The 13,610-nt window shown below is 61.5% G+C and carries 10 protein-coding genes; all 10 read right to left on the bottom strand.

Annotated elements, in window-relative coordinates; all coding sequences use genetic code 11:
• Window positions 1-14: 14 nt before the first annotated feature.
• The 10 genes from mdoH to V6F91_RS14475 all read right to left on the bottom strand — a co-directional run bounded on the left by mdoH (window position 15) and on the right by V6F91_RS14475 (window position 13,549).
• Window positions 15-2,585, bottom strand: a complete 2,571-nt coding sequence (gene mdoH / locus V6F91_RS14430; protein WP_332765492.1) for a glucans biosynthesis glucosyltransferase MdoH — start codon at window positions 2,583-2,585, stop codon at window positions 15-17.
• Window positions 2,578-4,362: a glucan biosynthesis protein G gene (locus tag V6F91_RS14435; RefSeq protein WP_332765494.1), complete on the bottom strand. Its 1,785-nt coding sequence runs from the start codon at window positions 4,360-4,362 to the stop codon at window positions 2,578-2,580. Before V6F91_RS14435 ends, mdoH begins: the two co-directional genes overlap by 8 nt.
• Window positions 4,363-4,713: 351 nt before the next feature.
• Complete coding sequence (gene dtd / locus V6F91_RS14440; protein ID WP_332765496.1) at window positions 4,714-5,151, bottom strand: D-aminoacyl-tRNA deacylase; 438 nt, start codon at window positions 5,149-5,151, stop codon at window positions 4,714-4,716.
• Window positions 5,148-6,119 (bottom strand): prolyl aminopeptidase, encoded by a 972-nt coding sequence (gene pip / locus V6F91_RS14445; protein WP_208939085.1) that lies wholly within the window; start codon window positions 6,117-6,119, stop codon window positions 5,148-5,150. The genes dtd and pip overlap by 4 nt, the downstream gene beginning before the upstream one ends.
• A gap of 171 nt (window positions 6,120-6,290) precedes the next feature.
• Window positions 6,291-7,094, bottom strand: coding sequence for an N-formylglutamate deformylase (gene hutG, locus V6F91_RS14450; protein WP_332765499.1), 804 nt, complete (start codon window positions 7,092-7,094; stop codon window positions 6,291-6,293).
• A 10-nt stretch (window positions 7,095-7,104) separates the two neighbouring features.
• Window positions 7,105-8,310, bottom strand: a complete 1,206-nt coding sequence (hutI, locus tag V6F91_RS14455; RefSeq protein ID WP_332765500.1) for an imidazolonepropionase — start codon at window positions 8,308-8,310, stop codon at window positions 7,105-7,107.
• A gap of 242 nt (window positions 8,311-8,552) precedes the next feature.
• The gene (hutH, locus tag V6F91_RS14460) at window positions 8,553-10,085 is read right to left on the bottom strand and encodes a histidine ammonia-lyase (protein ID WP_332765501.1); all 1,533 of its coding nucleotides are present in this window, start codon (window positions 10,083-10,085) and stop codon (window positions 8,553-8,555) included.
• Window positions 10,086-10,201: 116 nt separating this feature from the next.
• Window positions 10,202-11,725 carry a histidine ammonia-lyase gene (gene hutH / locus V6F91_RS14465; protein ID WP_332765503.1) on the bottom strand — a complete coding sequence of 508 codons (1,524 nt, stop codon included), beginning with the start codon at window positions 11,723-11,725 and terminating at the stop codon, window positions 10,202-10,204.
• A 145-nt stretch (window positions 11,726-11,870) separates the two neighbouring features.
• Entirely contained in the window at window positions 11,871-12,701 is an 831-nt protein-coding gene (locus tag V6F91_RS14470; protein ID WP_332765505.1) for a glycine betaine/L-proline ABC transporter ATP-binding protein, read from the bottom strand.
• On the bottom strand, window positions 12,698-13,549 hold the full coding sequence (locus tag V6F91_RS14475; protein ID WP_332765507.1) for a proline/glycine betaine ABC transporter permease: 852 nt from the start codon (window positions 13,547-13,549) through the stop codon (window positions 12,698-12,700). Before V6F91_RS14475 ends, V6F91_RS14470 begins: the two co-directional genes overlap by 4 nt.
• Between the last annotated feature and the right edge of the window lie 61 nt (window positions 13,550-13,610).

Here is a 13,610-nt window from a genome sequence, read left to right on the forward strand (position 1 = left end):
GCGGGGTTTTTTCATCAGGCCAGTTGCGCCTGCAGGGTCGCCGGTCGCAACGGCAGCAACGGTGCGTGCGGGTCGGCTTTCACCGACGTGCGCCATGCGTCCAGCCACTCGGTCAGGCCTTCAGCCCAGACCTGCTCGTGCAGACGCGCCAGGGCTACCGGGTCGCTCAGTAGTTGCAAGCGATCATGGTTGCTCAACTCGGCCGGGCCGACCTTGACCGCATGACGCACGCGTTCCTGACGCAGCCATTCGATCGGCTCGGCCTGACCGTGGCGGGAGGTCGCCAGCGAGCACGCCAAGGCGTTCTGCTGCGGATCGACCACCGCGCGGACGAAGCCGTCGTTCAGTGCGTGGTAGCGGTTCTCGTGGGTGTACTGGTCAGTTGCCAGCAGCGCCTGTGGCGGATTGTATTCCTCAGGGATGAGGAACAGGCTCGCGTCACGGGTCTTCAGGCCAAGGCCAACACGACTGGAAATCACCGACACCGGGATCGACAGCATCAGCGAACCGACGATCGGCACCAGCCACCAGAGGAAGCTCGGGTTCAGCCAGATCACCAGCAGCGCCCAGCAGAAACCCAGCAGGGTCTGCGGACCGTGGCGCTTGACCGCTTCGCTCCATGGCGTCGAGTCGTCGTCACGCTGTGGCGAGTTCCAGGTCGCGGCCCAGCCGAGGAACGCGGCGAGGACGAAACGGGTGTGAAAAATCATCCGCACCGGCGCCAGCAGCATGGAGAACAGCATCTCCAGCAGCATCGACAAGGTCACCTTGAACTTGCCGCCGAACTCTTTCGCGCCCTTGGCCCAGATCAGAATGATGCTCAGCAGTTTCGGCAGGAACAACAGCACGATCGTGGTCGAGAACAGTGCAATGGCTTTGTCCGGGTGCCATTGTGGCCACAGCGGATAGAGCTGACGCGGTTCGAGGAAGTACTGTGGCTCCATCAGCGTATTAACCGCCAGCAGCGCGGTCGACAGCACCAGGAAGAAGAACCACAACGGCGCCGACAGGTACGACATCACGCCGGTAAGGAACACCGCACGGTGTACCGGGTGCATGCCCTTGACCAGGAACAGGCGGAAGTTCATCAGGTTGCCGTGGCACCAGCGACGGTCACGCTTGAGTTCGTCGAGCAGGTTCGGCGGCAACTCTTCGTAACTGCCCGGCAGATCGTAGGCAATCCACACGCCCCAACCGGCGCGGCGCATCAGCGCGGCTTCAACGAAGTCGTGAGAGAGGATCGCACCGGAGAACGCACCTTTGCCCGGCAACGGCGCCAGGGCGCAGTGGTCGATGAACGGCTTCATGCGAATGATCGCGTTGTGACCCCAGTAGTGCGATTCACCCAACTGCCAGAAGTGCAGACCGGCGGTAAACAGCGGGCCGTATACGCGGGTGGCGAACTGCTGCATGCGCGCATACAGCGTGTCCATGCCCGACGCACGCGGTGCGGTCTGGATGATCCCGGCGTCCGGCGTGGCTTCCATCAGGCGCACCAGACTGGTCAGGCATTCGCCGCTCATCACCGAGTCGGCGTCGAGCACGACCATGTACTTGTAGTCACCGCCCCAACGACGGCAGAAGTCGTCGAGGTTACCGCTCTTGCGTTTCACACGACGACGACGGCGGCGGTAGAAGATCTTGCCGAAGCCTTTGGCTTCGCGGCAGACGTCAAGCCAGGCCTGTTGCTCGGCCACGCAGATGTCGGTGTCATTGCTGTCGCTGAGCACGAAGAAGTCGAAGCGATCCAGGTCACCGGTAGCGGCAACCGATTCGAACGTCGCACGCAGACCGGCGAATACACGCGGCACGTCTTCGTTGCAGATCGGCATCACCAGCGCAGTACGCGCATCTTTGGGAATAGGCTCGTTGCCGGCGCTTTTCCCGGAGATACGGTATTTATCGTGACCAGTGAGCAACTCAAGGAAGCCCATCAGCGCAGTCCAGAAACCGGCCGAGACCCAGCAGAACAGAATCCCGAACAGAATCAGGATGCTGGTTTGCAGCGCATACGGCAGCACTTGCGTGGCGGTTTGCAGCAACGGCTGGTGCAGCACTTCTTCGAGATCGACGAACGACCAGCCCTGATACGGCATGATGCCTTTCATGTACCAGCCAGCGACGATGGTCTGGCCGAGCATCAGCAGCAACAGGATGTAGCGACGGATCGAGCCCACGGTGCGCCAGCGCGCGGCCGGCAGGACGTTTTCGTCCTTCGGCGGCTGCGGTGGGTTGGTGCGCCCGGTCAGACGGCGCCAGCCACGCACCAGGATATTGGTGCGCCATGGCTCCGGCACGACCTTGGTGCGACGGATCGGCGGGGTGGCTTTCATGCTGATCCGGCCGCTGGCGTCGAGCACCAGCATTTCCGCTTCTTCCAGCTCTTCGGCGGTGCTCAGGGCCAGGCGCTTGCCCACCGAAGCCTGGGCGGCTTCGGCAGGCGCGTCGAACGTCGAGGACGACAGGCGTTGATGCAGCTCGCTGAACGACTGGCAGCCCGCGAGTTCCGCGCGCTGCTCGTCGGTCATCGGCAGATGCGCCAGATACTCGGACAGAGTCTCTGGCTGTACTTGAGAGTTACTCATCGGCAGGCAACTGATAGCTCCAGGTCTCGGTCAGGACTTCTTCAGTCGGTGCCGATTCCGGTGTGGCTGGGGCCGCGTCCGCAGCGGCTGGCTGCTTGGCGTCTTTGTTGGCCTTGTCCTTGGCCTCTGCTACCGGCTTGGCTTCAGCCTGTTTGGCCTCGGCCGCCTTGGCTTCCTTGTCGGCTTTCTCTTGTTGCTTGGCGGCAACCTTGTCGGCTTTGGCCACCGACGAGTTCGAAGCCGGCACCGCAGACTTGGCCAGATCGGCCGTGACCACCGGCTGAACCAGTGCGGCACGCATCTCGGTCGACTTGCTCGCGTCCTTGATTTTCATCCGCAGGGTCAAGCGCCAGCCCTTGGTTTCCGGGTTGTAGCGCACGCTGTTTTCCACCAGTTCGGCGTTGTCGCCGACACTGACCTGGCTGCGCACATCGGCGTCTGGCGCCAGAGCGGCCAGCGATGGACCTTCGAAATCGACCAGATAAGCGACGCTGCCATCCGGCTGGCGAATCAGGTTCGATTGCTTGACGTCACCGGTAGAGCGCAGGGTTTGTGCAACCCAGGCACTGTCAGGTGCATGCAGGGCGGCTTCATCCATGGTCCAGTGCAGGCGGTAGGCGAAGTCCAGTGGCTGACCCGGCTCCGGCATTTTTTCCGGGCTCCAGAACGCAACGATGTTGTCGTTGGTTTCATCGGCGGTCGGAATTTCTACCAGATCGACAGTGCCCTTGCCCCATTCGCCCTTCGGCTCGATCCAGGCGCTTGGACGCTTGTCGTAGCGGTCATCCAGATCCTCGTAGTGGCTGAAGTCGCGGCCACGTTGCAGCAGGCCGAAACCACGCGGGTTCTCGACGCTGAAGTTGCTCACGGCCAGGTGTTTCGGGTTGTTCAGCGGGCGCCAGATCCACTCGCCATTGCCGGCATGGATCGACAGACCGCTGGAGTCGTGCAGTTCACGACGGTAGTTGAGCACTTTCGACGGCTGGTTGGCGCCGAACAGGAACATGCTGGTCAGCGGCGCGATACCCAGTTTGCCGACCTTGTCACGCAGGAACATCTGCGCCTTGACGTCGACGATGGTGTCGCTGCCCGGACGCAGGATCAGGCGGTAGGCACCGGTGGCACGCGGCGAATCGAGCAGAGCGAAGATCACCAGGTGCTTGTCGCCCGGCTTCGGCTGTTGAATCCAGAACTCGCGGAAACGCGGAAATTCCTCGCCCGACGGCAATGCAGTGTCGATCGCCAGACCACGGGCCGACAGACCGTAGGTGTGACCCTTGCCGACCACGCGGAAGTAACTCGCGCCGAGCATGGTCATGATTTCGTCTTGCTTGTCAGCCTTGTTGATCGGGTACAGCACACGGAAACCGGCATAACCCAGTTGTTCGGTGGCCTTCGGATCGAATTTCAGGTCGCCGAAATCGAAGCGGGTCGGATCGTATTTGATCTCTTCGACGGTGTTCGCTGTGATTTCGTTGATTTTCACCGGTGTATCGAAATGCATACCCTGGTGATAGAAGGACAGCTTGAACGGCGTCTTCTGATCGGCCCACTCAGCCTTTTCGGTGAGGAAGCGGATTTTCTGATAGTCCGCGAACTTCATATCGCGGAATTCGTTCGGCAGGTTGCTGCGCGGGGCTTCGAACTTCTGCCCGGCCAGCTCTTTGGCCTTGGCCGACACATCGTCAAGATTGAACGCCCAAAGCTGACCGGCGCTGAGCAGGCACAGGAGCGCCGAACCCGCTACCAGGGCACTTCGCATGCGTTTGGCAGACATTTTTGCTGCATTACAGGGACTAACAATCACGAGCAACCCTCGCCGAAAACAGATCAATAAACCAACGGCCAGATGAAGTGCCTGTGGGGATTTCGGCGATAAAAAACCGACCTTCCAGCGCACCCTTGCCAAGTTGGCGAGCATTGTTCCGACTCCGCTGGGGCAAAATGATTCCCCAATCGGATCCGGACAAGTCTCTACCTAAGTCAAAACGGACCAACGAACGCCGATCCCCGTAGCGCGCGATTATCTAGTAGCCCGCATGACAACGCATCAGGGGTAACAAAGTATTTATCGCGTAAACACCCTAAAAACAGTCGAAATTTCCTAAAGAAGGTGTTTCAAGCATTTTCAGGTCTGTAACAAAAAGGTCACCGGGCCATCGTTGACCAGATGCACCTGCATATCGGCGCCGAATCTACCTGATGCCACAGTGCCATGCACCTGTTTCGCTTTGCTCAATAGATAGTCGAACAACTCCTCGCCAAGGGCCGGCGGCGCCGCGCTCGAAAAGCTCGGGCGCAAGCCGCTTCTGGTATCGGCCGCGAGGGTGAACTGGGAGACCAGCAGCAACCCTCCGCCGACATCGGCGAGGGACAGGTTCATCTTGCCCTCGGCGTCACTGAATACCCGATAGTTAAGCAGCTTATGCAGAAGTTTGTCGGCGCTGACACGCGTGTCGTCGGGTTCTACTGCGACCAGCACCAGCAAGCCTTGATCGATCGCACCGACGACATCACCGTCGACCTCGACTCGCGCGCCGCGCACCCGCTGTAACAGCCCCTTCATGCTTCTTCAGGCGGCAGATCGAGCAGACGCTGAGCCATTTTGCTCGCCGCGCGCACCAGCGCATCGGTAATGCCCGGCTCGGACGCCGCGTGGCCGGCGTCGCGGATTACCTGCAATTCGCTGTTCGGCCAGGCCTGATGCAGTTCCCAGGCGTTGTCGAGCGGGCAGATCACGTCGTAGCGACCGTGAATGATCACGCCCGGCAGATGGGCAATCTTGGCCATGTCGCGAATCAGCTGGTTCGGCTCAAGGAAGGCATTGTTGGTGAAGTAATGGCATTCGATCCGCGCAATCGACAACGCGCGCTGCGGCTCGGAGAAGCGATCGACCACCAGCGGGTTCGGCCGCAGGGTCGCGGTGCGCCCTTCCCATGTGGACCACGCCTTGGCCGCATGCATCTGCGCGATCTGGTCGTTGCCGGTGAGGCGTTTGTGGAAGGCGTTGAGCAGGTCGTCGCGCTCGTCCAGCGGGATCGGTGCGATGTAGTCCTGCCAGTAATCGGGGAACAGACGGCTGGCGCCGGCCTGATAGAACCACTCGATTTCCTGCGGGCGGCAGAGAAAGATCCCGCGCAGGATCAAGCCATGGACGCGCTCCGGGTGGGTTTGCGCGTAAGCCAGCGCCAGGGTCGAGCCCCATGAGCCGCCGAACAGCACCCATTTGTCGATGCCCAAATGTTTGCGGATGCGCTCGAGGTCTTCGACCAGATCCCAGGTGGTGTTGTTTTCCAGGCTGGCGTGAGGCGTCGAGCGTCCGCAGCCGCGCTGGTCGAAGGTGACAATGCGATACAGGTTCGGATCGAAATAGCGGCGGCTCTGCGCGTCGCAACCAGCGCCGGGGCCACCGTGGATGAACACCACTGGCAGACCTTCCGGCGAGCCGCTTTCATCGACGTACAGCGTATGGGTGTCATCGACAGCCAGATCGTGCCGGGCGTGGGGTTTGATCTGCGGAAACAAAGTCTGCATTGCGCGCTCCGTAAGGGGTCGAGGTCATCCCTGGGGGGACTTCTATTATTCTGCCGTTGGGCATCATAAACCCGATTTACGTCAATGAGCATGCTCCCTCGTTGTCACGCCTTGTCAGCCATGTGCCAATGCGATTTTCGCCTGCACACGAAACCTGTGGGATCTGTATCGTTATTTTGAGTAGTGGCCCGTGCCCCAGGCGAGCAGGCCCTCGAGCAGTTCCTTGAGCACCACCTGCGTCGGCTCGGCCAGGTCGGCGCGGTAGCGGAACGGTTCGAATTCTTCCATGTAGGTCGATTGGCACAGTTCCAGTTGCACCGCGTGGATGTTTTCGGCCGGGTTGCCGTAGTGGCGGGTGATGTGGCCGCCCTTGAAACGACCGTTGAGCACGTGGCTGAAATTGCTGTGCTGCGCGCAGATCGCTTCCAGCTGCGCGGCCAGTTGCGCATCGCAGCTGGCGCCATTGAAAGTGCCGAGGTTGAAGTCCGGCAGCTTGCCGTCGAACAGGTGCGGGATGATCGAGCGGATCGAGTGCGCATCGAACAGCAGCGCGTAGCCGAATTCAGCCTTGAGCCGCGCCAGTTCTTCTTGCAGCTTGCGGTGATACGGCGTCCAGATCTGCTCCAGATAGCTCGCGCGTTCCTCTTTCGACGGCTCCAGGCCTTCATGGAACAATGGAATGCCATCGAACAGCGTCGCCGGATACAGGCCGGTGGTGGCCCCGGCGTACATCGGCTTGTCATCGGATGGCCGGTTGAGGTCGATGACGAAGCGCGAGTACTCGGCCGCCAAGGTACTGGCACCCAGCGCTTCGGCAAACTCGTAAAGCTGCGGGATGTGCCAATCGGTGTCCGGCAGGCTTTTCGCCGCCGGGATCAATCCGGCCTCGACCGCAGGCGTCAGGCGTACCCCGGCATGCGGCATGCTGATCAGCAACGGCACGCGACCTTGTTTGAAATGCAGAACCTTATCCACAACCGCTCTCCTACAGATTTGATTCAACGCCGTGACGCACGACGCGTTTGTCCACGTCGCCGCCGAGCCAATAAGCCAGATCCGCCGGACGATCGATCTGCCAGGCGACAAAATCGGCGACCTTGCCGACCTCCAGCGAACCATGGGTGGCAGCCATGCCCAGCGCTTGCGCCGCGTGGATCGTCGCGCCGGCCAAGGCTTCTTCCGGGGTCATACGGAAACAGGTGCAAGCCATGTTCAGCATCAGGCGCAACGACAGCGCCGGCGACGTGCCGGGGTTGAGGTCGCTGGCAATCGCAATTTTCACGTTGTGCTTGCGCAGGGCGTCCATCGGCGGCAGCTGGGTTTCGCGCAGGAAATAGAACGCGCCCGGCAGCAACACGGCGACGGTGTCGGCTTCGGCCATGGCGATGGCGTCGGCTTCGTCCATGAATTCCAGATGATCGGCAGACAGCGCTTTATAGCGCGCGGCGAGACTGGAACCGTGCAGCGATGACAGTTGCTCGGCGTGCAGCTTCACCGGCAAACCGAGCTTTTGCGCGGCGACGAACACGCGTTCGACCTGCTCCGGCGAGAACGCCAGGTATTCGCAGAAGGCATCGACCGCATCGACCAGGCCCTCGGCGGCCAGCGCCGGGAGCATCTCGTCGCAGATCAGATCGATGTAGTCGTCGGCGCGATCCTTGTATTCCGGCGGCAGTGCATGAGCGGCCAGGCAGGTGCTGCGAACGCTGATCGGCAATTCCTGCTGCAGACGACGAATGACCCGCAGGATCTTGCGTTCGTTGGCCAGGTCGAGGCCGTAGCCGGATTTCATTTCGACCGTGGTCACACCGTCGCGCATCAGGCTTTTCAGGCGTTTGGCGGCGCTGGCAAACAATTCGTCTTCAGTAGCGTCGCGAGTCGCCCGCACGGTGCTGGCGATGCCGCCACCCTGCGCAGCGATCTCGGCGTAACTGACGCCTTGCAGACGTTTTTCGAATTCGCCGCTGCGGTTGCCGCCGAACACGGTGTGGGTGTGGCAGTCGATCAGCCCGGGCGTGACCCAGGCGCCTTGCAGGTCATTGACCGCCGGGTATTCGCCGGACGGCAATTGCTGGCGCGGGCCGATCCACTCGATCAGCGCACCGGAAGTGACGATGGCGGCGTCCTCAATGATCGAATAAACGCCATGGGCCATGGTTGCGACGTGGCAGTGTTGCCAGAGGGTTTTCACTGTTGGCCTCCGTAGGGGTTGGTTTGGGCGGCGGCCTTGAAAAGCCCCTCACCCTAGACTCTCCCGGAGGGAGAGGGAACTGACCGGGTAGTTCTGTCGAGATATGCCAACCTGACTATCCAGTTGAACTCAATTCTGAAAAGCATAGAGATCTGCTCCCTTCCCCCTCTCCCCCCTGGGGGAGAGGGCTGGGGTGAGGGGGAGCGATTTCAGCAACAACAAAGCTCTCCCTGAAAATCCACTTACAGGCTAGGCAGCAACTTCGCCGGAACCAGCTCAGTCAGACACCGCGAAGCCAACAGCTCAGTCGCCGCATTGATATCCGGCGCAAAGAACCGATCCTTCTCATAAAACGGTACTTCCTTGCGCAATATCGCCCGCGCCTGTTCCAGCTTCGGCGAGGTCTTCAGGCCGTTGCGCAGGTCCAGCCCCTGCGCCGCCGCCAGCCATTCCACGGCGAGAATGCCGCGGGTGTTCTCGGCCATCTCCCACAGACGCTTGCCCGCTGCCGGGGCCATCGAGACGTGGTCTTCCTGGTTAGCCGAGGTCGGCAGGCTATCGACCGAATGCGGATGCGACAGCGCCTTGTTCTCGCTGGCCAGTGCCGCAGCAGTCACCTGCGCGATCATGAAGCCGGAGTTCACGCCGCCATTGGCAACCAGGAACGGCGGCAGTTGCGACATGTGCTTGTCCATCATCAGTGAGATACGGCGTTCGCTCAGCGAGCCGATTTCAGCGATGGCCAACGCCATGTTGTCAGCGGCCATGGCCACCGGTTCGGCGTGGAAGTTGCCGCCGGAAATCACATCGCCTTCAGCGGCAAACACCAGCGGGTTATCCGACACCGCGTTGGCTTCGACGGCCAGCACTTCGGCAGCTTGACGGAACTGCGTCAGGCAGGCGCCCATGACCTGCGGCTGGCAACGCAGCGAGTACGGGTCTTGCACCTTGTCGCAGTTCTGGTGCGAGGCGGAGACTTCGCTGCGCTCACCGAGCAGATCGCGGTAAGCCGCAGCGGCATCGATCTGGCCTTTCTGCCCACGCGCCGCATGAATGCGTGCGTCGAACGGCGAGCGCGAGCCCAGCACGGCTTCAACACTGAGACCTCCGAGCGTCAGCGCACCGGCGAACAAGTCTTCACCCTCAAACAAGCCACGCAGCGCAAACGCGGTGGAAACCTGAGTGCCATTAAGCAGCGCCAGACCTTCTTTCGCGGCCAGCGTCAGCGGGGTCAGACCGGCAATTTTCAATGCCTCGGTTGCTTGCATCCACTCGCCCTTGTAGCGCGCCTTGCCCTCGCCCAGCAGCACCAGCGACATGTGCGCCAGCGGCGCCAGATCGCCCGATGCACCGACCGAGCCCTTCAGCGGAATGTGCGGATAGACCTCGGCATTGATCAACGCGATCAACGCATCGATGACCACGCGACGGATGCCGGAGAAACCCCGGCTCAGGCTGTTGACCTTGAGCACCATGACCAGCCGCACCAGCGCATCGCTGATCGGCTCGCCGACACCGGCGGCGTGGGACAGCACCAGCGAACGCTGCAGGTTTTCCAAGTCTTCGCTGGCAATGCGCGTCGACGCGAGCAGGCCGAAACCGGTGTTGATGCCGTAGGCCGTGCGGTTCTCGGCGAGGATCTGCTCGACGCAGGCCACGCTGGCCTCGATCTGCGCGGCGGCGCTGTTGTCGAGGCTCAGCTTGACCGGACGCTGGTAGACGTCACGCAGTTGGGCCAGGCTCAGTTGGCCGGGAATCAGGTTCAGCGCAGTCATGTTTGTGCTCCTTTTGAGAGTTTCTTATTAACTGACCAGTCGCTCCGGAAATGTCCGTTGTCCGTCGCCGCTCGTCTTTTGGAGAGCCGCGCCTTGGCACGCTGGCAGGGGTAGTGTCAGTGCAGATTCGGTAAAACCTTGTGCGGCAGATTCGGGTCTTTCAGCACGCTCGCTGCGGCGGCGATATCCGGCGCCAGCCAGCGGTCCTGATCGTAGGCCGGGACTTTTTCGCGCAGCAGGCGCCAGGCGACATCGGTGCCGGCGCCGAAGCGTTGCTCCTTTAGAAATTCAAACGCCTGGGCCGCCAACAAGTATTCGATGGCGAGGATCTGCGTGCAGTTTTCCACGGCGCGATGCAGCTTCAGCGCAGCGTTGGTGCCCATGCTCAGGTGGTCTTCCTGCAGGCCCGAGGTGATGTAGTTATCGAGCACCGCCGGTTGCGCCAACTGGCGGTTTTCCGCGCACAGCGAGGCGGCGACGTATTGCACGATCATCATCCCGGAATTGACGCCCGGATTGGCCACCAGAAAGGCCGGCAGGCCGCTGACGTGCGGATTGATCAGGCGATCGAGTCGGCGCTCGGCGATCGAGCCGATCTCGGCCATGGCGATCGCCAGCAGGTCGGCGGCCATCGCCACCGATTGCCCGTGCGGGTTGGCTTGCGACATCACCCGGAAATTGTCCGACGTGCCGAGCAGCAACGGGTTGTCGGTGCAGGCGTTGAGTTCGATTTCGACCTGCCTGATCGCATGCTCCAGTTGATCACGCGCGGCGCCGTGAACCTGCGGGATCGAGCGGATGCTCAAGGCGTCCTGAGTGCGAATGCCTTTGCTCGTGGCGATCACTTCGCTGCCGTCGAGCAGCGCGCGCAAATTGCCGCCAACCTGCTGCATGCCTGGATGCGGTTTCAGTGCGATGATTTCCGCATCGAAGGCGTCGATCTGGCCGCGCTGGGCTTCAAAGCTCATCGCAGCGATGACGTCGGCCCATTGCATCAGCCGCGTCGCATCGGCAATCGCCAGGCAACTGAGGCCGGTCATGCACGGCGTGCCGTTGACCAGGCACAAACCGTCCTTGGCACCAAGCTGCACCGGTTGCAAGCCTTCTGCGGCCAGTGCCTGTTGCGCCGGCACAATTTGCCCGCGATAGCTGACGTTGCCGACGCCGAGCAAGGCGATACCGATGTGCGCCATGTGTGTCAGGTAGCCCACCGAACCTTGCGACGGCACCTGCGGGGTGATGCCGCGATTGAGCAGCGCCAGCAGGCCTTCGACCACTTGGCGGTGGATGCCGGATTTGCCGTGGCTGTAGTTGTGGATCGCGGCGCAGATGATCGCCCGAGTCTGTTCGTCTCTGAGCACCGGGCCGACACCACAGGCGTGGCTGAGCAAGGTGTTGCGCGAGAGCTGGCTGAGTTGTTCGCCTTTGAGCGAGACGTTGGACAGTCCGCCCAGACCGGTGTTGACGCCATAGGCCCGCTCGCCACTTTCGACGATGCGCTGAACGATGGCCTGCGCGTTGTCGATTCGCGCCCAGGTGCCCTCCGACAGCTCCAGTTGCGCACCGCGCCGGGCCACGGCGACCACGTCCTGCCAATGCAGGTGGTCGCCGGTGATGATGATTTTTTCAGCCTGGGACATCTAAAACCTCAACCTTGATATTGATGCAGCTTCACCGGCGCCATCGCTGGCAAGCCAGCTCCCACAGAGTCATCAGTGCTCACACAATCCCTGTGGGAGCTGGCTTGCCAGCGATGGGGCCAGTCGGTGCAACGCTTTGTTCAGATCAGACTACTGCCGCCCGCCGCTGCACGAATCGGTCGACATACTCATCCGCCGGCGAATGCAGGATCTCCCGTGGCGTACCGACCTGAATCAACTTCCCATCCTTGAGAATCGCAATGCGGTTGCCGATGCGCACGGCCTCGTCGAGGTCGTGAGTGATGAACACGATGGTCTTGTGCAGGGACTTTTGCAGCTCCAGCAACTGGTCCTGCATCTCGGCACGGATCAGCGGGTCGAGCGCACTGAAGGCTTCGTCCATCAGAATGATGTCGGTGTCCGCCGCCAAAGCGCGGGCCAGACCGACACGCTGGCGCATGCCGCCGGAGAGCTGGTGCGGGTATTTGTTTTCGTAGCCTTTGAGGCCCACGGTGTTGATCCAGTGCAGCGCGCGCTCGGTACACAGCTGCTTGCTCTCGCCGCGCACTTTCAAACCGTAGGCGACGTTGTCGAGCACGCTTTTGTGCGGCAACAGACCAAAGCTCTGAAACACCATGCTGATCTTGTGCCGGCGAAATTCGCGCAGCGCATCCATGTCGTATTGCAGGATGTCCACGCCGTCGACGAGGATCGCCCCGCTGGTGGGATCGATCAGCCGATTGAAGTGGCGCACCAGCGTCGATTTGCCCGAGCCGGACAGGCCCATGATCACGAAGATCTCGCCGGTGCCGATGCTCAGCGACAGGTCATTCACTCCGACCACACAACCGGTTTCATTCAGTACCTGATCCTTGGTCTTGCCCTGGCCGACCATCGCCAACGCATCCTTGGCCCGGTTGCCGAAAATCTTGAAGACGTTTTTGACTTCGATCTTGCTCACGGTTGCGTTGCTCATTTGCTCACCTCATGCCGTGGCCGACCATACGCTTGAGTAATGCGGTCGATGACCACTGCGAGAATCACGATCGCCAGACCGGCTTCAAGGCCACGTCCGACGTTAAGGGTCTGAATCCCCACCAGCACATCTTCACCCAGGCCACGGGCGCCGATCATCGAGGCGATCACCACCATCGACAGGGCCATCATGGTGGTCTGGTTGATCCCGGCCATGATGCTCGGCAGGGCCAGCGGCAGTTGCACGCCGAACAGTTGCTGCCAGCGATTGGCGCCGAACGCGTTGATCGCTTCCATCACTTCGCCGTCAACCTGGCGAATGCCCAGATCGGTCAGACGAATCAGCGGCGGCGCGGCGTAGATCACCGTGGCGAAAATCGCCGGCACCTTGCCCAGGCCGAACAGCATCAGCACCGGAATCAGGTACACGAAACTCGGCATGGTCTGCATGATGTCGAGCAGCGGCATCAGCACCGAACGCAGGCGATTGCTGCGCGCTGAGAGAATCCCCAGCGGGATGCCGATCAGCACCGAAATGATCGTCGCGACCATCATCAGCGCCAGCGTCTGCATGAGCTTGTCCCACAGGCCGACCGCGCCCACGAGGAACAGCAGACCGACGATGACCGCCGTGGTCAAGACTTTGCGCGTGGCGTGCCAGGCGACCACACCGACGATCGTCAGCATCAGCCACCATGGCGCTGCGCGCAGCAGGCCTTCGAGGTTGACGATGGCCCACAACAGCGTGTCGGAGATATGGCGGAACACATCACCGTAGTTGGTGACCAGCGAATCGACCCAACCGTTGACCCAGTCGGCGATGGAAAAGGTAAAGCTCTCGGGAAACATAAGCGGCTCTCAGTCAGCAATCTCATTCCAGCGTTTACGGCGTATCTCCCGGCCAGCCTCG

This window comes from Pseudomonas koreensis (assembly GCF_036668835.1).
GTDB lineage: Bacteria > Pseudomonadota > Gammaproteobacteria > Pseudomonadales > Pseudomonadaceae > Aquipseudomonas > Aquipseudomonas koreensis_I.

Excerpts from the sequence above, each read along its gene's own strand:
- mdoH (WP_332765492.1), bottom strand. The coding sequence starts at position 2,585 with ATGAGTAACTCTCAAGTACAGCCAGAGACTCTGTCCGAGTATCTGGCG.
- V6F91_RS14435 (WP_332765494.1), bottom strand. The coding sequence starts at position 4,362 with ATGTCTGCCAAACGCATGCGAAGTGCCCTGGTAGCGGGTTCGGCGCTC.
- dtd (WP_332765496.1), bottom strand. The coding sequence starts at position 5,151 with ATGAAGGGGCTGTTACAGCGGGTGCGCGGCGCGCGAGTCGAGGTCGAC.
- pip (WP_208939085.1), bottom strand. The coding sequence starts at position 6,119 with ATGCAGACTTTGTTTCCGCAGATCAAACCCCACGCCCGGCACGATCTG.
- hutH (WP_332765501.1), bottom strand. The coding sequence starts at position 10,085 with ATGACTGCGCTGAACCTGATTCCCGGCCAACTGAGCCTGGCCCAACTG.
- hutH (WP_332765503.1), bottom strand. The coding sequence starts at position 11,725 with ATGTCCCAGGCTGAAAAAATCATCATCACCGGCGACCACCTGCATTGG.
- V6F91_RS14470 (WP_332765505.1), bottom strand. The coding sequence starts at position 12,701 with ATGAGCAACGCAACCGTGAGCAAGATCGAAGTCAAAAACGTCTTCAAG.
- V6F91_RS14475 (WP_332765507.1), bottom strand. The coding sequence starts at position 13,549 with ATGTTTCCCGAGAGCTTTACCTTTTCCATCGCCGACTGGGTCAACGGT.